This is a genomic window from Actinacidiphila sp. DG2A-62 (genome assembly GCF_035825295.1).
Lineage (GTDB): Bacteria > Actinomycetota > Actinomycetes > Streptomycetales > Streptomycetaceae > Actinacidiphila.
The window spans coordinates 4,797,741-4,817,500 of sequence record NZ_JAYMGI010000002.1 but is presented as its reverse complement, the minus strand read 5'-3'; the positions used below and the strand labels follow the sequence as shown (position 1 = coordinate 4,817,500).

11 protein-coding genes (1 of these 11 only partly in view) are annotated in these 19,760 nt (G+C 75.6%); 4 read left to right on the top strand and 7 right to left on the bottom strand.

The window, feature by feature from the left end; genetic code table 11:
* Positions 1 to 686: the 3' portion of an MFS transporter gene (locus VSR01_RS21535; RefSeq protein ID WP_326450813.1), read on the top strand. It extends 607 nt beyond the left edge of the window; only the last 686 of its 1,293 coding nucleotides appear in the window; its start codon lies off the left edge, out of view; the stop codon is at positions 684 to 686.
* Positions 687 to 1,105: 419 nt separating this feature from the next.
* Here VSR01_RS21535 and VSR01_RS21530 read toward each other — a convergent pair whose 3' ends face one another.
* Positions 1,106 to 3,091: an ATP-binding SpoIIE family protein phosphatase gene (locus VSR01_RS21530; RefSeq protein ID WP_326450812.1), complete on the bottom strand. Its 1,986-nt coding sequence runs from the start codon at positions 3,089 to 3,091 to the stop codon at positions 1,106 to 1,108.
* Between the two features lie 137 nt (positions 3,092 to 3,228).
* Positions 3,229 to 4,665, bottom strand: coding sequence for an NAD(P)/FAD-dependent oxidoreductase (locus VSR01_RS21525; protein ID WP_326450811.1), 1,437 nt, complete (start codon positions 4,663 to 4,665; stop codon positions 3,229 to 3,231).
* Positions 4,666 to 5,014: 349 nt separating this feature from the next.
* Here VSR01_RS21525 and VSR01_RS21520 point away from each other — a divergent pair, with 349 nt between their 5' ends.
* Both VSR01_RS21520 and VSR01_RS21515 read left to right on the top strand, forming a co-directional pair.
* Positions 5,015 to 5,917, top strand: coding sequence for a TetR/AcrR family transcriptional regulator (locus VSR01_RS21520; protein ID WP_326450810.1), 903 nt, complete (start codon positions 5,015 to 5,017; stop codon positions 5,915 to 5,917).
* Positions 5,918 to 6,326: 409 nt separating this feature from the next.
* A complete protein-coding gene (locus VSR01_RS21515; protein WP_326450809.1) occupies positions 6,327 to 8,159 on the top strand; it encodes a sigma-70 family RNA polymerase sigma factor in 1,833 nt (610 codons plus the stop codon).
* Positions 8,160 to 8,211: 52 nt separating this feature from the next.
* Here VSR01_RS21515 and VSR01_RS21510 read toward each other — a convergent pair whose 3' ends face one another.
* The 5 genes from VSR01_RS21510 to topA all read right to left on the bottom strand — a co-directional run bounded on the left by VSR01_RS21510 (position 8,212) and on the right by topA (position 18,850).
* Positions 8,212 to 8,847, bottom strand: coding sequence for a DsbA family oxidoreductase (locus VSR01_RS21510; RefSeq protein ID WP_326450808.1), 636 nt, complete (start codon positions 8,845 to 8,847; stop codon positions 8,212 to 8,214).
* A gap of 115 nt (positions 8,848 to 8,962) precedes the next feature.
* On the bottom strand, positions 8,963 to 11,284 hold the full coding sequence (locus tag VSR01_RS21505; protein WP_326453750.1) for an ATP-binding protein: 2,322 nt from the start codon (positions 11,282 to 11,284) through the stop codon (positions 8,963 to 8,965).
* 104 nt (positions 11,285 to 11,388) lie between these two features.
* Positions 11,389 to 12,291 (bottom strand): AfsR/SARP family transcriptional regulator, encoded by a 903-nt coding sequence (locus VSR01_RS21500; protein ID WP_326450807.1) that lies wholly within the window; start codon positions 12,289 to 12,291, stop codon positions 11,389 to 11,391.
* Between the two features lie 198 nt (positions 12,292 to 12,489).
* The gene (gene tmk, locus VSR01_RS21495) at positions 12,490 to 15,837 is read right to left on the bottom strand and encodes a dTMP kinase (protein ID WP_326450806.1); all 3,348 of its coding nucleotides are present in this window, start codon (positions 15,835 to 15,837) and stop codon (positions 12,490 to 12,492) included.
* A gap of 136 nt (positions 15,838 to 15,973) precedes the next feature.
* On the bottom strand, positions 15,974 to 18,850 hold the full coding sequence (topA, locus tag VSR01_RS21490) for a type I DNA topoisomerase (protein ID WP_326450805.1): 2,877 nt from the start codon (positions 18,848 to 18,850) through the stop codon (positions 15,974 to 15,976).
* Positions 18,851 to 19,305: 455 nt separating this feature from the next.
* Between topA and VSR01_RS21485 the strand changes: the two genes are divergently transcribed.
* A complete protein-coding gene (locus VSR01_RS21485) occupies positions 19,306 to 19,707 on the top strand; it encodes a TM2 domain-containing protein (protein WP_326450804.1) in 402 nt (133 codons plus the stop codon).
* Positions 19,708 to 19,760 lie beyond the last annotated feature (53 nt).

Genomic DNA, 19,760 nt, shown 5'->3' with positions numbered 1-19,760 from the left:
ACGGGGCTCCGGGCGGCGGTTGGCGCGTCCTGCTCGCGGACCGGGCGATGGTGATGCTGTGCGTGCTCGGCTTCGTGATGTTCTTCGCGTGCTACGGGCAGTTCGAATCGGGCCTGTCCGCCTTCGCGGTGGAGGTCACGCGCATCTCCCCGGCCACGCTGGGTGTCGCGCTGGCCGCGAACACGGCGGTCATCGTGCTCGCGCAGTTCGTCGTGCTCCGCCTGGTCGAGTACCGCAGGCGCAGCCGGGTCATCGCGGGTGTCGGCGTGGTCTGGTCGGTGGCCTGGCTCGTCGCGTGGGTCTCCGGGCTCGTCCACGGGCACCACGTCGTCGCGGTCGCGGCGATCATCTCCACGTACGCGCTGTTCGGGCTGGGCGAGGCGATGCTCGCGCCGACCGTGTCGCCGCTCGTCGCGGATCTCGCTCCCGCGCGGATGGTGGGGCAGTACAACTCCGCGTTCGCGCTGGTCAAGCAGCTTGCGCTCGCGCTCGGGCCGGCGGTGGGCGGCCTCCTCGTCGGCGCCGGCGCCTACACCGCGTACATCGCCATGCTGGTGCTCTGCGCTCTCGGCATCACCGGCGTCGCGCTCGCGCTGGGCCGCCGGCTCTCCCCGGCACACGATCTCCCCCGACGCTCCCGCGTCGTCGCCCACTCCGCTTCCACAAACGCCCCCGTCTCCGCGTGACCCTGCGGGTGCTCCCAGCCGATCCCCCCGGCTGCCCCGTCCTCGCCATTCCCGACTGCGGGTCCACTGTGGCTGGTGGGGGCACCTCCCGGACGGAGTCGGAGAGCAGTTCCCCGCGCCCCTGAAAAACCGGCCGCCCGCCTGCCCTGAACAGTCCGTCCCCGTCCACCGGTCCGTCGTGGTTGCTCGCGCAGTTCCCCGCGCCCCTGACTACTCGGCCCGCAGCGCATGCACGGCCCGAGGGGGCGGTCCGGGGGTGTCCCCGCAGGACTTCGAAAACAACACCGGCAGAAAGCAGGCAACGAAACGAGTCACTTTCGAAGTCCGAGGAGATACCCCCGGGACGACCCCGACCCACAACGCAACCCAGCGCGCCCGGCCAAGCGCAGCGCCCGGCGTCACCGCAACGCAGCGGCGGATTAGCTCGGGAGGGCGAACTCGCACCAGACCGCCTTGCCCCCGCCCGGCGTCCGCCGCGACCCCCAGTTGGACGCGATCGTCGCGATGATCGAGATCCCCCGCCCCGCCTCGTCCGCCGGCTCCGCCCGCCGCTGCCGCGGCAGATGCTCATCCCCGTCCGTCACCTCGATGATGAGCCGCCGATCCGTGCGGCGGAGCCGCAACCGCATGGGCGGGTGCCCGTGCTTCAACGAGTTCGCCACCAGCTCGCTCGCCGCCAGCACTCCCAGGTCCCGCAGCTCCACCGGGAACCGCCACGACGCCAGCACCCCCGACGCGAACGCCCGCGCCCGCGGCGCCGCCTCGACCCCGCCGAGGAGGTCGAGCGACGCGTTCCTGAACAGCTCTGCCTCGTTGCTGCCGGAGTGATCGGGGTGTTGCAGCACCAGGACGGCCACGTCGTCGTCGTGCTCGGACGTGACGCCGAGCGACCGCAGCAGGCGGTCGCAGATGACGGCCGGCGCGCCGCTCGCGCCCGCCAGCGCCTGCGTCAGCGTGTCGACGCCCTCGTCGATGTCGCGGTCGCGCCGCTCGATGAGGCCGTCGGTGTAGAGGACGGCCGTGCAGCCGGGCCCCAGCGGGACGGCGCCGGAGGTGTGCATCCAGCCGCCGGTGCCCAGCGGCGGCCCGGTCGGCTCGTCGATACGCCGCACCTCGCCGTCCGGGTCGCGGATCAGGATCGGCAGGTGACCGGCGCTGGCATAGGAGAGCCGTCCCTCGCTGGGGTCGTGGACGGCGTAGACGCAGGTGGCGATCTGGGTGGCGTCGATCTCGGAGGTGAGGCCGTCCAGGAGCTGGACGACCTCGTGCGGCGGCAGGTCGAGCCGCGCGTAGGCCCGTACGGCGGTGCGCAGCTGGCCCATGACGGCGGCGGCGCGCACCCCGCGGCCCATGACGTCGCCGATGACGACGGCGGTGCGGCCGGCGCCGAGGGTGATCACGTCGTACCAGTCGCCGCCGACCGCGGCGTCGGTGCCGCCGGGCTGGTAGGTGGCGGCGACGCGCAGGTCGTCGGGCTGCTCCAGCTGCTGCGGGAGCAGGCTGCGCTGGAGGGTCACGGCGGTGTCGCGGAGGCGGCGCTCGCTCTCGCGCAGGCGCTCGGCCGACTGGACCTGGTCGGTGACGTCGGCGGCGAAGACAAGGACGCCGCGGCGCTCGGGGTCCTGTTCGCCGGCGCGGACCGGGGTGCAGGTGAAGGTGAAGTAACCCTGACGAGTGACGGCCGCGCCGTCCGCACGGGTGACTTTGCGCGCCTTGACGGTGCGTGGGCGACCGCTGCGGTGGACCTGGTCCATCAGCGGGAGCAGGCCGAGTTCGTCGAGTTCGGGCAGTGCCTCGCGGGCGGGGGCGCCGGCGGCGCGCGGGCCGAAGACGTCGGTGTAGGCGTCGTTGACGAAGGCGACGCGGTGGGCGGGGCCGTGGGTGACCGCGATGAGCGCGGGGAGGGTGGCGAGGAGGGCGGCGGCGCCGGTGTCCGGCCCGGAGCCCGCGCCGAGGGCGCCCGCGGCACCGGCCGTGCCGGGAGTACCCGCGCCCGCGACGGCCTCCGTGACCGCGGCGAGTCCCGTCGCGTCGGGGAATGCGCCGGGGAATGCGCCGGCGTCCGCGCCGGCGGCCTCACCGCCGCGCCCGCCCGCTGTGGCGACGGCGTCGCGCCGTCCCGTACCGCCCGCGCTCGCGGGACCGCCGGCGCCCGCGGGACCGCTCGCACCGGGCCCGGACCTCGCGCCCGTGCCCCCGTCCTGACCCCCGTCCGCGCCGCCGGCAGGCCCTCCGCCTGAGCCGCTGCCTGAGCCGCCGGCCGCGCCGCCGGTCCGGGCGCCGCCCGGCTCGCCGGGCCCGCCCGGGGAGCCGCCCGCGGGGTCGCTCGCCTTGCCGCGGGCCGCGGGGACGGCGCCACGCCGCTGTGTTCCGGGGAGCCGGCCGCTCCAGCGCGTCAGGTTCAAACGTCCGATTCCTCGTATGTGGCACTCTTTGCCAGTGCGGTTGCACGCGGGGTCACGCGTCCAGTGTGGCCGAAGCCCGGCCGCAGCGGGAATCGCGCCCCGCGCGTGGCGGGCCGCGGTCGTCGCCCGCGGTGCGCTCAGCGGCGGTCGTCGTCCGGCCCGCCGCCCGCGGCGAGTTCGAACTCGGCACGCGGGTGCTCCAGCGACCCGAGCGAGACGATCTCGCGTGTGAACAGGCCGGCGAGCACCCATTCGGCCAGCACCTTGGCCTTGCGGTTGACGGTCGGCACCCGGCTGAGGTGGTACGCGCGGTGGATCAGCCAGGCCGGATAGCCGGTGACCTTGCGGCCGTAGAGGTGCGCGACGCCCTCGTGCAGGCCGAGCGAGGCCACCGAGCCGGCGTGCTTGTGGCGGTACTCGGTGAGCTGCCCGCCGCCGCGCAGTTCGGCCACGAGGTTGTCGGCCAGGACGCGCGCCTGGCGCACCGCGTGCTGGGCGTTGGGCGCGCACAGCGCGCCCGGGTCGTCGGCGGCGAGATCGGGGACGGCCGCGGCGTCGCCGCCCGACCAGACGCCCGCCACCGGGCCGCCGTCGCCGACCACCCGCAGCGTCGCGTCCGCGCGCAGCCGGCCGCGGGCGTCCAGCGGCAGCCCGGAGGCGGCGAGCACCGGCGCGGGCTTGACGCCGGCCGTCCACACGAGCGTGCGGGTGGGCAGGTGCGCGCCGTCGGAGAGGACGGCGACGCGCCCCTCGCACGAGACCAGGCGGGTCTCCAGGCGGACGTCGACGTTGCGGCCGCGCAGTTCCCGCACCGCGTAGCGGCCCAGCTCCTCGCCGACCTCGGGCAGGATGCGCCCGGTGGCCTCGACCAGGACCCATTTCAGGTCGTCGGGCTGGATGTTGTGGTAGTAGCGCACGGCGTAGCGGGCCATGTTCTCCAGCTCGGCGAGCGCCTCGGTGCCGGCGTATCCGCCGCCGACGAAGACGAAGGTCAGCGCGGCCTCGCGGACCTCGGCGTCGCGCGTGGCGGAGGCGATGTCGAGCTGCTCCAGCACGTGGTTGCGCAGGCCGATGGCCTCCTCGACGGTCGTGAAGCCGATGCCGTGCTCGGCCAGCCCCGGCACCGGCAGGGTGCGCGAGATCGACCCGGGCGCGAGCACGAGCTGGTCGTACGGGATCTCCAGCTCGGCGCCGCCGTCCTGGGCGGTGGCGAGCGTGGCGACGGTGGCCACCCGCCGCGCGTGGTCGATCGCGCGCGCCTCGCCGACGACGATGCGGCAGCGGTCGAGCAGACGGCGCAGCGGCACGACGACGTGCCGCGGCGAGATCGAGCCGGCCGCGGCCTCGGGCAGGAACGGCTGGTACGTCATGTACGGCTGCGGTTCGACGACGACGATCTCGGCGGGCGCGGGTGCGGCGGCCCGGACCTCCGCGGTGCGCTCCTGATCGCGTTCGCGCGGCGGTTTCAGCTTGCGCTGCAGGCGCAGGGCCGCATACATACCGACATAGCCACCGCCGACCACGAGAATGCGCGGCGTGCTTCCCTTGGCCAAAGGTGTCGACTCCGTCGTCATTGCTCCATGAGGCAATGGACCACGGTCGTTTGTCCACAGGGCGGACATGATGTTTCAGGAATTTCGCCGCGGTCCACGTCCGAGGGGCGGCGGTTTGCGCGGCGCGGCGCGACGGGCCGTCAGGGCGGGGTGCGCGCGGGGCGCGCGCGGGCGGACGAGCGGGGGCGTACGGAGTGCCCGCGTGAGCCCGTAGGTGTCACGCCTTGCCCGAACCGTACCCGCCCCCTTCTTTATCGACGCGGCCTCAACTATGTTCGTATCTCGTACTACTGCGTCTCGTACGCAGCGATCTTCGTAATGGGTGGGGAGTCTCCGGGGGAGACTGACGAGATTTGCGGGGGATGGACAAATGCACATTCAGGATGTTCAGCGCGTCGCGACGTCCGCATCCGGTGGCCCCGGCGGGGCCGCCGCGCCGGGCGGCGGGACGGGGCACACGACGGGCTCGCACCGGCCGGCGCCGCTGCGGGTGGACGCACAGCGCAACCTCGAACACGTGCTGCGCGCGGCCCGCGAGGTCTTCGGCGAGCTGGGGTACGGCGCGCCGATGGAGGACGTGGCGCGTCGCGCGCGGGTCGGCGTCGGTACGGTCTACCGCCGCTTCCCCAGCAAGGACGTGCTGGTCAGGCGGATCGCCGAGGAGGAGACCGCGCGGCTGACCGAGCAGGCGCGCAGCGCGCTCGGGCAGGAGGACGAGGCGTGGTCGGCGCTGGCGCGGTTCCTGCGGACGTCGGCGGCGTCGGGGGCGGGGCGGCTGCTGCCGCCGCAGGTTCTGCGCGTCGAGGAGGGCGCGGAGGAGGCGGAGTCCGCGCAGGAGGTTCGCGGGGAGGTCCGCGAGGAGGTGCGCGGCGAGGTTCGCGGCGAGACGCGCGGCGAGGTCGGCGAGTACGGGCGGGCGTACTCGCCCGGGGGGCCCGACGCGGCGCGGGTGCCGCAGCAGCGGGTGCGGCTGCCGTTGCCGGGGGAGGCGGCGACGGCGGAGCGGGAGCGGTCGGGGCGCGAGGCCGCGGCCGGCGGCGAGGCCCGGGGCGACGCCGGGGATGGCGTGCCGGAGTTGCTGGATGTCGTCGGGCGGTTGGTGGAGCGGGCGCGGGAGGCGGGTGAGTTGAGGCGGGACGTGTCGGTGGCGGATGTGCTGCTCGTCATCGCGACGGCGGCGCCGGCCTTGCCGGATGCGGCGCAGCAGGCGGCGGCGTCCTCGCGGCTGCTCGACATCCTCCTCGACGGCCTCCGCTCTCGCCCGGGAGCGTGACGCTGGGCGCTGGGCGCTGGGCCTGACCGCGCTGCTGTGCGCTGACGTCCGGCGTTGCCCTGGCCGGGTGCGCGGCGTCGCGGTGTGCGGTCGGGGTCGCCCCGGGGGGTGACTCTCCCCCAGACTCCGTCCGGGAGGTGCCCCCGCCAGCCCCAGCGGACCGGCGGCCGGGGACGGCGAGGACGGGGCAGACGCGTAGGCCGGGTGGAAGCTCAGCGGCAGCGGCGTCGTGGAGGTTGTGTGAACGGGGGTTCACGGACGGGTGGTTCGGGGGAAGGGGGGATCGTACGGGCGGGACGTGTGCCACGCTTGCCCCGTGGACGAGGCGAACGGGGACTCCGGAACGGCCGGGAGAGGGCCGGGGGCCGACGATGAGCTGCCGCACAGGGTGCCGGAACAGCGGGACCGCATGCCGCGAGCGGACGCTTCGGACGCGCCCGCCCCGGACGGGACAAGCGCAGGCGCAGCCGCCACCGCGGACCCCGGCGCCCTCTCGGACGCCGAGCTCGTGGACCTGGTGCGGGCCGGACAGGACAGCGCGTACGAGGAGCTGTACCGCAGGCACGCAGAATCGGTACGCCGCTACGCCCGGACGTGCTGCCGGGACACGTACACCGCCGAGGACCTGACCGGCGAGGTCTTCGCCCGCACGCTGCAGGCGATCCGCGGCGGCAGCGGTCCGCAGTTCGCGGTGCGCGCGTACCTGCTCACCACCGTGCGGCGGGTCGCCGCGACCTGGGGCAGCACCGCCAAGCGCGAGCAGCTCGTCGAGGACTTCGCGGTGTTCGCGGTCAGCGCGGCCGGCTCCTCGGCGACCGAGGAGACCGCGGACCTGGGCGCGGACGTGCGCGCGATGCACGAGGCGGAGCGTTCGCTGGCGATCCAGGCGTTCCGCACGCTGCCCGAGCGGTGGCAGACCGTGCTGTGGCACACCGCCGTCGAGGACGAGTCGCCGAGCGCCGTCGCGCCGCTGCTCGGCCTGACGCCGAACGCCACGGCCGTGCTCGCGCACCGCGCCCGCGAGGGGCTGCGCCAGGCGTACCTGCAGGCGCACGTCAGTTCCAGCCTCACCACCGAGGGCGAGTGCGCGCGGTACGCCGACCGGCTCGGCGCCCATGCGCGGGGCGGCCTGCGGCTGCGCGCCGACCGGGAGTTGAACCGGCATCTGAAGGAGTGCGCGCGGTGCAGCGCGGCCTCGATGGAGCTGGCCGACCTCAACTCGGCGCTCAAGGGGCTGCTGCCGGTCGCGTACATCGGCTGGTTCGCAGCCGCCGGTGCGGCCAAGGCCGCGGCCGTCGTCGCGGGCGGCACCGCCGCCGCGGGCGCCGCGGGGGGCGCCGCCGCGGCGGCGACGGGTTCCGGGAGCAGCGCGGCCGCGGGCGGGGGCGCCGCGGCGAGCGAGGGGCTGGGCGCGCCGGTCAAGGCCGGCATCGCGGCGGGCGTGGTGGCGGTCGCCGCGGCGGCCGCGCTCGCTTTCGCGCTGACCGGGGGCGACGGCAAGCAGCCGCCTCCGCCCAAGGCCAAGGCCAAGGAGACGGTCGCCGCGCCCGTCGCGACGATCCCGCCGACGCCCGCGCCGAAACCCACGCCGTCGCCGCCGGTGGTGGCGCCGGTCGTGCCGCCGCCGTCGCCTGCGCCCACCCACGCCCCGGCGCCCGCGCCCAGGCCGAGCCCCAAGCCGTCGCCGACGCCGGTGGTCACGACGCCGCCCGCGCCGAAGCCGACGCCCAGCCCGACTCCGCCGCCCACCACTCCCCCGACGACGCCGCCGACCACACCGCCGCCCGCGCCGACCGCCTACCAGGTCGACTCGCTGCCGGTGGGCCGGCCGGGCGACGGTGCGACCGAGCCGACGATCCGGCAGGCGCCGGGCGGCTGGTGGTGGGACCGGTCGTCGCCGTCCGTCGGCGGGACGGTGTACGACCACGGCATCACCGTGCACGCGCCGTCGACCGTGACGATCGACCTCAACCGGGCGTGCGTGACGTACGACGCGCGGGCCGGCGTCGACGACCTCGTACGGGTCGCGCGGTTCGCCCGCACCCAGCTGGAGTTCTCGGTGTACGGGGACGGGGTGCGGCTGTACGGCTCCGGGCCGGTCGGGGCCGGCGACCCGGCGGTGCCGGTGCACGTGGGCATCGCCGGCTACGCGACGCTGACGCTCGTGGTCGAGCCGGTGGGCCGCGGCCTCGGTTTCGCCAACCTGGCGGACTGGGCCGACTCCACCATCACCTGCACCTGACCCGCCGGTCGGCCCCGGGCGCGCCGTGCCCGAGGCGGCCCCGGACGTCCGGTCAGCGCTCGGCGCCGGCGATCTGTGTGAGGGCCTGGAGGAACGTCTCCGGGGCCTGGCCCCCCTGGATCGCCCACTGCCCCTCGAAGACGAACGTCGGCACCGCCGTGACCCCGATCTCCCGGGCCTCCGCGATCTCGGCGAGCACTTCCTCGCGGAGTTCCTCCCCCGCGAGGAAGGAGACGACGCCGTCGCGGTCGAGCCCCGCGCGTGCCGCGACGTCCGCGAGCCGCTCCCGGTCGCCGATGTCGAGTCCCTCCCCGAAGTGCCCGGCCATCAGCAGCCCCTTGAGCCGCCCCTGGGCCTGCGGGCCGTACTCGCGCAGCGCGTAGCCCAGCAGCCGGTGCGCGAGCAGCGAGTTGTTCTCCAGCACGGTGTCGAAGTCGAAGACGACGCCCTCGGCCGCGCCGAGCGAGGCGATCCGCTCGTCCATCGCCGCGGCCTGCGCCCCGAACTTCGCCGCGAGCACCTCGCGGTGCGGCAGCGGCTCCTCGGGCGCGGACGGGTCGAGCTGGAAGGGCCGGTAGACGATCTCCACGGAGTCCGCCCCGGGGAAGTCGGCGAGGGCCTTCTCGAACCGGGCCTTGCCCAGGTAGCACCAGGGGCACGCGATATCGCTGTAGATCTCGACCTTCACGCTGCGTCCTCGTCCTCGTCCTCGGTCCTCGGTCGGTCTTCCGTCCGCTGTCCCCTGCCCAACCCCCGCGCCGGCGGCCGTATTCCCGCAGCTCAGCGCGTGCCGCCCGCGCGGGTCATCGCGCGACCTGGAGCCGCGCGACCGCGCGCGTGAGCAGGCGGACCGCGCCGACCCGGTCGGTGCCCGCCGCCGCGGCCCGCGCCGCGGCCAGCTCACGCGGGGACAAGGCGGCGTCCGCGGCGCGCCGCAGCTCCTGGTGCGCCGCCTCCTCGGGGACCGTGCGCGGCAGCGCGCCCCGCACCGCGTCCGCGGCGGCCGCGAGCCGTACGGCGTCGGCCGGGGCGCCCAGCGGCAGCAGCAGCTCGGCCGCGGCGTCCAGCTGCGCGGCGAGCACCGGATCGGTGCAGTGGGCCTCCTGCGCGGCCCGCGCGGCCTCGGCGAAGCCCGTCAGCGCGCCCAGCGGGTCGCCCTCGGCCGCGGTGATGCGGGCGCCCAGGGAGCGCATCAGCACCGGGAACACCGGGGGCGGGGTGCCCTCGGCGAGGTGCCCCTCGGCCGAGGCGTGCAGCGCGCGGGCCCCCTCGGTGTCGCCGCCGCGCAGCAGCAGCAGGCTCCTGAGATAGCGCAGGTACGTCACGGCGTCCATCACCGCGTACCGCTCGGCCTCCTCCTCGGCCTGCGCGCACAGCTTGGCGGCGGTCTCGTCGTCGCCGGAGCGGTGGGCGAGTTCGGCCAGGCGGCCGACGAGGAAGGCGCCCTCGCCGTACGCGCCCAGCTCGCGGGTGAGCGCGACGGCCGCCTCGAAGTCGGCGCGGGCCTGTTCGTACTGGCAGCGCAGCGTCTCGGCCTCGCCGCTGGCGCTGTGCAGCTGGGCGCGTATCCAGCGGTCGCCGAGGTGGGCGCACAGCTCGCGCAGTTCGGCGAGGTCGGCGTCGACGGAGGTGAGCTGGCCGGGCGCGTCCACGGCGGTGTGGGCGCGGAACATCAGCGCCGCGGCCACCTCCCAGTCGCCGCCGTACGCTCGGCAGTTGGCGACGACCATGTCGCTGCAGCCGCGCGCGTCCTCGCCGATCAGGTAGAGGGTGAACGGCCACAGCAGGCCCGGGAAGCGGGCGGCGGCGGGACCGCCCGCGCGGTAGGCGCGGCTGAGCAGTTCCGCGGTGCGCATCGCCTCCTCGGAGAACCAGTCGCGTTCGGCGGCGCCGTCGCTCTTGACCAGGAAGTCCAGCAGCCGCAGGTCCAGCCGCGGCCAGTACATCGGGTCGGCCGGGTCCTCGGCCGGCGGGCCGCCCAGCGCGATCACCCTGCTGAGCCAGCTGCCGCCCTCGTCGCGGTAGTTGCGCAGCCAGCAGAACCAGCCCATGGACAGCACCAGCGCGGCGGCGTCGGCCTCGGCGCGGGAGGCGAGGGCGCGGTTGATCGCGGCCCTCATGTTGTCCATCTCGGTCTCCATGACGTCCAGCAGCCGCAGCTGGTCGGCGCCGCGCAGCCCGGCGTCGACGGTCCTGGCCAGCTCCCGGTGGTAGGCGGTGTGCCGGGCGCCGGCCGCGGCGGCCTGCTCGGGGTGCTCGGCGAGCCGTTCCGCGGCGTACTCGTGGATGGTCTCCAGCAGGCGGTAGCGGGTACCGCCGGGGTGGCCGTGCTCGACCAGCACGAGCGACTTGTCCACCAGCTGGGCGACGGCGTCCAGCGCGTCGGGCCCGCACACCGCCTCGGCGGCGGGCAGGGTGCAGCCGCCGGAGAACACGCTCAGCGTGCACAGCGCGGCGCGCTCGGGCTCGTCCAGCAGCTCCCAGGACCAGTCGACCACCGCGCGCAGCGTCTGCTGGCGCGGCAGCAGGGTGCGGCTGCCGCCGGTCAGCAGCCGGAACCGGTCGTCCAGCCGGTCGGCGATCTGCCGCGGGGACAGCGCGCGCAGCCGGGCCGCGGCCAGCTCGATGGCCAGCGGCAGGCCGTCCAGCCGGCGGCAGATCTCGTGGACGGCCTCCTCGTCGCGCTCGGCGAGCCGGGCGCCGCCGCCGGGCACGGCCGCGGCACGCTCGGCGAACAGCCGGTACGCGGGCAGCGGCGGCAGCGGCTCGACCGGGCGCACCACCTCGCCGGGCACGCCGAGCGGCTCGCGGCTGGTGGCGAGCACGGTCACGCCGGGGCACTCGGCCAGCAGCGCGGCGGTGACCAGGGCCGCCTCGTCCACCACGTGCTCGCAGTTGTCGAGCACCAGCAGCAGGCGGCGCTGCGCGCAGTGCTCGAACAGCCGGTCCAGCGGATCGTCGGCGGTGTAGCCGGGCGAGGACAGCACGACGGTGTCGCGGCGGCCCAGCGCGTTCAGCACGGCGTGCGGGATGGCGGTGGGGTCGTCCAGCGGGGCCAGTTCGGCCAGCCAGACGCCGTCGGGGTAGTCCTCGGGGCGGGTGCGCTCGGCGGCCTCCTGTGCCAGCCGCGTCTTGCCCGACCCGCCGGACCCGGTCAGCGTGACCAGGCGGTGCGCGGCCAGATCGGCCCGCAGGTCCTCCAGGTCGCTCTCCCGCCCGACGAAACTGGTCAGCCGCGCCCGGATGTTCCCCGCACCGGCGCGGCAGCCTGCGGGTCCGCGGTCCCCTGGTACGGGCCCCGGTCCGCGTCCACCCCGCGGCCCGCGCCGGCGCGCGCCCCCGCCCCGCCGCCCGGGGCCGGGGCCGGAACGCCGGGCGAAGCCATGTCCGGGTCCGGGTCCGGACGCGGGTCCTGGCGGAGCAGCGCGGCGTGCAGCGCGCGCAGTTCGGGCCCGGGGTCGGCGCCGAGCGTCTCGGCCAGCACGGTCCTGGCGTCCTCGTAGGCCATCAGCGCGTCGGCGGTGCGGCCGGCCGCGCGCAGCGCCCTGATCAGCTGGGCGCGGAACGCCTCGTCGAGCGGGTGGTCGGCGACCGCCTCGCGCAGCAGCGGCAGCGCGTCGGCCGCGCGGCCGAGCGCGAGGTCGGCCTCGGCGCGCGCCCGCATCGCGGCCAGCCGCAGGGCTTCGGGGCGGGCCGCGGCGGCGGCGCGGTCGGGCAGGTCGGCGAGCGCGGGGCCGCGCCACAGCGCGAGGGCGCGGCTGAGCGTGGTGCGGGCGGCGGCGGGGTCGCCGCGGTCCAGGGCGGCCTCGCCGTCGTGCAGCAGCGTCTCGAAGAGGTGCAGGTCGACGGCGTCGCGCTCGGCGACCAGGCGATAGCCGCCGCCCGGTTCGGAGGCGACGGCGTCGCGGCCCACGGCTTTGCGCAGCCGCGCGACCAGTGCTTGCAGGGCGCCCGCGGCGTCGGCGGGCGGCGCGTCGGCCCACACCTCGGCGATCAGCGTGTCCTGCGGCACGGCGCGGCCCGCGTGCAGCGCGAGCACGGTCACCAGCGACCGCAGGCGCCCGCCCGCCAGCGGAACGGGAGCACCGCCCCCGTCCCACACCTGCGCAACCCCCAACACCGAATACCGCACGCCCCCCATTCTTCCCCGCCCCTCGTCGCCCGGTGCCCCCATCATCCCGCCCGGCCCCAGGCGGCGGCTGCCGACAGACCGGCCCCGCCACCGGCCGCCAGCCGCCGACGGCGAGGCAGCGCCACGCGGGCCGCCGGCGGGCGGCGGGAGCGCTGGGGAACCACCGCGGAGGCTACGCGCGCCCGGACACCCGCCCGGTCAGGGCTTGTCCCGGGGCTCGCCCGGCTCTCCCGGCTCCGGGTCACGCCGACCCAGCAGCTCGTCCGCGAGCGTCGGAAGATCGTCGAGCGGCGTCTCCTCCGCCCACTCCGGCCGAGGCCGCCGCGCCGGCTGCTGCTGCATGGACGGCAGCTCCCGCGTCCGCTCGTTCTCCGGCGTCTCGGGCCGGAACAGCCACGGCGGCACCCGGTCCGCCGGATCGGACTCCCTGGCCGTACCGGGAACCGGCGGCACCGACGGCAGCACCGCCGTCTTGTCCGCGTCGGACGTCCCCCGCGGCTCCTCCGGCGGCGCGACCGGCGGCAGCACCGTCGTCGTCTCGGACGAATCCGAACCCCCGCCCGCACCGCGGTCCGCACCCCCGCCCGCACCCTCCTCCGGCGGAGCCACCGGCGGCAGCACCGTCGTCGTCTCGGACGAATCCGAACCTCCGCCCGCACCGCGGTCCGCACCCCCGCCCGCACCCTCCTCCGGCGGAGCCACCGGCGGCAGCACCGTCGTCGTCTCCGAGGGGTCGGAGGCACCAGGGGAGTCAGAGGAGTCGGGCGGCTCGGGAACCGGCGTGATCACCGTCGTGCTGTCGGGCGACGCGGACCCGTCCGCGCCGTCCTCCTGCGGGGCCGCAGCCGGCAGCACCGCCGTCTCCTCGGCGTCGGACGCCGCCGCGGCCTCCGCTGCGGCAGCGGCTTGCGCGGCCTCCGCTGCCGCCGCCGCGCGCGCCGCCTCCGCCCGCAGCAGCGCCTCCTCCGCCTTGCGCTGCTTCTCCAGCCGCTTCTCCTCGGCCTCGGCGCGCAGCCGCGCCTGCTCCTCGGCGAGGCGGCGCAACCGCTCCTGCTCGGCCGCGTGCGCGGCCTCCTCGGCCTCGCGCCGGGCGCGTTCCTCCGCCTCGCGGCGGGCCCGCTCCTCCTCGGCCAGCCGCGCGGCCTCCGCCTCCTGCGCGGCCTTGCGCTCGGCGATCTCGCGGCGCGCGGCCTCCTCCGCGGCGCGCCTGCGCTCCTCCTCCTCGCGGCGCAGCTTCTCCAGCTGGGCCTGCCGCTCGCGCTCCTGGCGCTCCTCCTCGGCCTTGCGCGCGGCCTCCTCGGCGGCGCGCCGCGCGGCCTCCTCGGCCGCCTTGCGCTCGGCCTCGGCGCGGGCCTCGATCTCCTGGGCGGACAGCGGCAGCAGTTCGTCGAGCCGGTGGCGTACGACGGTGGTGACCGCCTCGGGCGTCTGCGCGGCGTCGACCACCAGATAGCGCGCCGGGTCGGCGGCGGCCAGCGTCAGGAACCCGGCCCTGACCCGGCGGTGGAACTCGGCCGGCTCGGACTCCAGCCGGTCGGGCGCCTCGGTGAAGCGTTCGCGCGCGGCCTCGGGCGAGACGTCGAGCAGCACGGTCAGGTGCGGCACCAGCCCGTCGGTGGCCCAGCGGGAGATGCGGGCGATCTCGGTCGGCGCGAGGTCGCGCCCGGCGCCCTGGTAGGCGACCGAGGAGTCGATGTAGCGGTCGGAGATGACGACCGCGCCGCGGGCCAGCGCGGGCCGCACCACGGAGTCGACGTGCTCGGCCCGGTCGGCCGCGTACAGCAGCGCCTCGGCGCGGTGCGAGACGCCGCCGGACGACACGTCGAGCAGGATCGAGCGCAGCCGCTTGCCGATCGCGGTCGCGCCGGGCTCGCGGGTGACGACGACCTCGTGGCCCTTGCCGCGGATCCACTCCGCGAGCGCCTCGACCTGGGTGGACTTGCCGGCGCCGTCACCGCCCTCTATCGCGATGAAGAAGCCGGTGGCGGCGGGCGCCGCGGCCGGGTCGCCGCCGCGCAGCGCCTCGCGCAGGTCGCGCCGCAGGGGTACGCCGGTGCGGTCGTCGGTCTTGCCGAGCACCAGCGCGGCGACGGGCAGCAGCAGCGCGCCGACCAGCATCATCGTGTACGCGGCGCCGCTGTGCTCGAAGGTGAAGTGGCCGTTGTGGATGCGGCGCGGGCCGATCGCCCCGGCCAGCAGCGGCGCGGCGACGGCGGCGACGCCCAGCACGGCCCGCACCACCGCGCGCAGGTGCTCGGCGGTACGGGCCCGGCGCGGCTCCTCGGCCTCCTGCTCGACCAGCAGGTGCCCGGTGTTCGCCGCGACGCCGGCGGCCAGGCCCGACAGCAGGGCGAGCAGCAGGATCGTGGTCTGGTCCGGCACGATGCCGGTGAGCAGCAGCGCGACGCCGGTCAGCGCGATCGCGAGCGCCAGCAGGCGGCGCCGGGACAGCCCCGGCAGCACCCGCGGGGCCACCCGGATGCCGACGACCACGCCGCCGGTCAGGGCGAGCACGAGCAGTCCGAAGCCGGTCGGGCCGAAGCCGATCGCGACGGCGTGCAGCACCGCGACCGCGGCGGCGGCCCCGACCGCGCCGGCGACCGCCGCGGTGGCCGCGACCAGCAGCGGCAGCGCGCCGGTGCGTCCGCGCTCGGCGCCGGCCGGACCCTTGGGCAGCCGCAGGCCCTCCAGCGGCGAACGCGGCCTGGCGGGCGTGCCGGACGGGAGTTCGAGCAGATAGAGGACCGCGACGGACGACGAGAACAGGCCGGCCGCGACGTACGAGGCCAGTGCCGCCTGGTGCACGTGGAACCAGTCGACGCCCACCGCGATCAGCGTGTTGACCAGGGTGACCGCGACGAGCGTGGCGGCGGCCAGCGGCAGCGCGACGAAGCCGGTGCGCAGGTCGAGCCGGTGCAGCGTGGCCAAGTGGTCGGGCGCGGGCCGCACCGAGGTGTCGCCGGGCGGCGGCAGCAGCGCGGGCGCGGCGCCGTCGCGGGCCACGGCCCACAGGCGTTCCGCGACGCCGGCCGCGAACGCGGTGACGATCAGCCAGATGTGCGCGGAGTCCGGGACCCAGGTGATCCACAGCGGTGCGACGATGAACAACCCGAGGCGTACGGCGTCGGCGCCGATCATCGTCCAGCGCCGGTCCAGCGGGCCGTCGGCCGCGGTCAGCGAGGCGAGCGGGCCGAGCAGCACCGCGCCGCACAGCACGGCGGCGACCAGGCGCGCGGCGAGCAGCGCGGCGACCCCGAAGGCGACGCCGCGGTAGTCGCCGCCGAAGGCGCCGTCGGCCGCGACCGCCTGCACGGTGAGGTAGAGCAGCACCAGCATGCCCAGCCGGTCGGCGACCGCGCCGGTCAGCTGGGCGCTCCACAGCCGGCGCAGCGCCGGGATCTTCAGCAGCGCGCCGATGGCGCGCTCGCGCGAGTCGGCAGCGAGGTCGGCGGCGAAGCGGTCGGCTCCGCTCTCGGCTCCGCCGGGGGCCGCGGTGGAGGTCGCACCGGTGACGTGTGCGGGCTGCTGGGGCTCGGATCGCGTCATCCTGACAGCCTAGCGCTGCGCCCCCCGGGGGGCCTCGCCCCCGTCCCCCGGCCCCTCGCCGAGCGCTGCGATCAGGGGCGCGGGGAACTGCTCCCCCAGGCTTCGCCCCCGCCCCCGATCGGATCAGCGCCCAGCGTCACGCGGACTTCTTGGCCGGAGCCGCCTTCTTCGCGGAGGCCGCCTTCTTGGCCGGGGCGGCCTTCTTGGCCGGAGCCGCCTTCTTCGCCGCGGCCGTCTTCTTCGCGGGCGAAGCCGACTTCGCCGACTTCTTGGCCGGACGCTTGGCCGGTCCCTTCGCCCGCTTCTCGGCGAGGAGTTCGTACCCGCGCTCGGGCGTGATCGTCTCCACGTCGTCCTCGCGGCGCAGCGTCGCGTTCGTCTCGCCGTCGGTGACGTAGGGCCCGAAGCGGCCGTCCTTGACCACGACCGGGCGCTCGCTGACCGGGTCGGTGCCCAGCTCCTTCAGCGGGGGCTTGGCCGCGGCGCGACCGCGCTGCTTGGGCTGGGCGTAGATGGCCAGCGCCTCGTCGAGGGTGATAGTGAAGAGCTGCTCCTCGCTCTCCAGCGAGCGCGAGTCGGTGCCCTTCTTCAGGTAGGGCCCGTAGCGGCCGTTCTGGGCGGTGATCTCGACGCCCTCCGGGTCCGTGCCGACCACGCGCGGCAGGGACATCAGCTTGAGGGCGTCCTCCAGCGTGACGGTGTCCAGGGACATCGACTTGAAGAGCGAGGCGGTGCGCGGCTTGACCGCGTTCTTGCCGGTCTTCGGGGTGTCCTCGGGGAGCACCTCGGTGACGTAGGGGCCGTAGCGGCCGGCCTTGGCGACGATCCGGCGGCCGGTGGCGGGGTCGGTGCCGAGCTCGAACTCGCCGCTGGGCTTGGCGAACAGCTCCTTGGCGTACTCCACCGTCATCTCGTCCGGCGGCAGGTCGTCGGGCACGTCGGCGCGGCGGTGGTCCTCCTCGCCGCGCTCGCCGGTCTCGACGTAGGGGCCGTAGCGGCCGACGCGCAGCACGATGCCGTCGCCGACCGGGAAGGAGGAGATCTCCCGGGCGTCGATCGCGCCGAGGTCCTCGACCAGCTCCTTGAGGCCGCCGAGGTGGTCGCCGTCGCCGTTGCCGGCCGCGGCGGCCGAGGTGGCGGCGCCGGCCTCGTCGCCGTCCCCGGCGCCGAAGTAGAAGCGGCGCAGCCACGGCACGGCCTGGGCCTCGCCGCGGGCGATGCGGTCGAGGTCGTCCTCCATCGCGGCGGTGAAGTCGTAGTCGACGAGCCGGCCGAAGTGCTTCTCCAGCAGGTTGACGACGGCGAAGGACAGGAAGGACGGGACGAGCGCGGTGCCCTTCTTGAAGACGTAGCCGCGGTCGAGGATCGTGCCGAGGATCGTCGCGTACGTCGACGGGCGGCCGATCTCCTTCTCCTCCAGCTCCTTGACCAGGCTCGCCTCGGTGTAGCGGGCGGGCGGCTTGGTGGAGTGGCCGTCGGCGGTGATCTCCTCGGCGCTCAGCGGGTCGCCCTCGGCGACCTGCGGCAGCCGGCGCTCGCGGTCGTCCAGCTCCGCGTTGGGGTCGTCGGCGCCCTCGACGTACGCCTTCAGGAAGCCGTGGAAGGTGATGATCTTGCCGGACGCGGTGAACTCGGCGTCGCGGCCGTCCGCGGACGTGCCGCCGACCCGGACGGTGACCGACTGGCCGACCGCGTCCTTCATCTGCGAGGCGACGGTGCGCATCCAGATCAGCTCGTAGAGCCGGAACTGGTCGCCGGTCAGGCCGGTCTCGGCGGGGGTGCGGAAGCGGTCGCCGGAGGGGCGGATCGCCTCGTGCGCCTCCTGCGCGTTCTTCACCTTGCCGGCGTACGTGCGCGGCCGGTCCGGCAGGTAGTCGGCGCCGTACAGCTGGGTGACCTGGGCGCGAGCGGCGTTGACCGCGGTGTCCGACAGCGTGGTGGAGTCGGTGCGCATGTAGGTGATGAAGCCGTTCTCGTACAGCTTCTGGGCGACCTGCATGGTGGCCTTGGCGCCGAAGCCGAGCTTGCGCGACGCCTCCTGCTGGAGCGTGGTGGTGCGGAACGGCGCGTACGGCGAGCGGCGGTACGGCTTGGACTCCACGCCGCGCACCGAGAAGGCCGTGTCCGCCAGGGCCGTGGCGAGCGCCCGGGCGTTGGCCTCGTCCAGGTGCAGCACGCCCTCCCGTCGGCCACCCCCGCCCTTGTTCGGGGCTTCGCCGCCCTCGTGGCTGCCGGACTTCAGGGCGCCGGTCGACGCGTCGAAGTCGCGCCCCTGGGCCACCCGGCGGCCGTCCACGGCGACCAGCCGCGCGGTCAGCCGCGAGGGGTCGCTGCTGTCGCCGCCGCGTCCGGTGTCGAAGGTGCCGACCAGGTCCCAGTACTCCGCGCTGCGGAAGGCGATCCGCTCACGCTCCCGCTCGACCACCAGCCGGGTCGCCACCGACTGGACGCGGCCGGCCGACAGCCGCGGCATGACCTTCTTCCACAGCACCGGCGAGACCTCGTAGCCGTACAGCCGGTCGAGGATGCGGCGGGTCTCCTGGGCGTCGACGAGCCGCTGGTTCAGCTCGCGCGGATTGCGCACCGCCTCCTGGATGGCGTCCTTGGTGATCTCGTGGAAGACCATCCGGTGCACGGGGACCTTGGGCTTGAGGATCTCCTGGAGATGCCAGGCGATGGCCTCGCCCTCGCGGTCCTCATCGGTGGCGAGGAAGAGTTCGTCGGACTCCTTCAACAGGTCTTTGAGTTTCTTGACCTGCGCCTTCTTGTCGGCGTTGACGACATAGATGGGCTGGAAGTCGCTGTCCACATTCACGCCGAGCCGCGCCCACGGCTGGCCCTTGTACTCCGCCGGCACTTCGGCGGCCCCGTTGGGGAGGTCGCGGATGTGCCCGACGCTGGCCTCGACGACGTATCCCGGGCCGAGGTAGCCCTTGATCGTCTTCGCCTTGGCGGGCGACTCGACGATGACGAGTCGCTGGCCGCGCTGTGCGGTCTCGCGGGTCGGGGACAACTTCGCTCTTCTCTCCGATTAGAAGGGGTGTCGCTGCGGAGTGTGACCGTACCTCCTGGGCCCGTGTCAAACGGGAAAAGCCCGCAACGCCACTCGAACGGTAACCCGATGTACGTTCTATCCACACTGCGGGGGTCCTCAAGCAGGCTACGTCGCATCGGGCAATCCCGCGTCGGAATCACTACCGACCGGCCCCGCCTGCCCCGCCCCCAGGGTGAACGCTCGGGGCAACTCCGAAGTGCCGCGCAGCGGCACGACACCCGGCCGGGCACGGCGCGGCGCCGAGTGCCCTGCGCCCTGCGCCCGGCTCCCGGCTCCCGGCTCCCGGCTCCCGGCTCCCGGCTCCCGGCTCCCGGCTCCCGGCGCAAACCGCCCCAGGCGGGACGAGAGTCGCGCCGCCCTGCAAGGATGTCCGCCAGCACAGACCGACACGCACTCAGCGCAGGGGGACGGCCTTGTCCGATCAGAATCCGTATGGCCAGAATCCGTACGGCCAGCCACCGCAGCCCGGCTACGGCTACCCGCAGGGCCAGCAGCCTCCCGGCTACGGTTACCCGCCGCAGCCCGGAGGCTACGCCGCCCCGCCGCCCGGCTCCTACACCGGCGACCCGAACGCCCCGTACGGCTACGACCCCTACGGCCGCCCGTACTCGGAGAAGTCCAAGGTCACCGCGGGCGTCCTGCAGCTGCTGCTCGGGGGCCTGGGCATCGGCCGCTTCTACACCGGCCACACGGGCATGGCCCTCGGCCAGCTCTTCACCTGCGGCGGCTGCGGCATCTGGGCGCTGATCGACGGCATCATGCTGCTGGCCGGCAACAACCAGACCGACGCGCAGGGCCGGGTCCTGCGTGGCTGACGTGCTGCGCGAGCGGGACGGGCGCCGGGCCCGGGGCGGCGACGCCCCGGCCC

Excerpts from the sequence above, each read along its gene's own strand:
- VSR01_RS21525 (WP_326450811.1), bottom strand. The coding sequence starts at position 4,665 with ATGACGACGGAGTCGACACCTTTGGCCAAGGGAAGCACGCCGCGCATT.
- VSR01_RS21520 (WP_326450810.1), top strand. The coding sequence starts at position 5,015 with ATGCACATTCAGGATGTTCAGCGCGTCGCGACGTCCGCATCCGGTGGC.
- VSR01_RS21515 (WP_326450809.1), top strand. The coding sequence starts at position 6,327 with ATGCCGCGAGCGGACGCTTCGGACGCGCCCGCCCCGGACGGGACAAGC.
- tmk (WP_326450806.1), bottom strand. The coding sequence starts at position 15,837 with ATGACGCGATCCGAGCCCCAGCAGCCCGCACACGTCACCGGTGCGACC.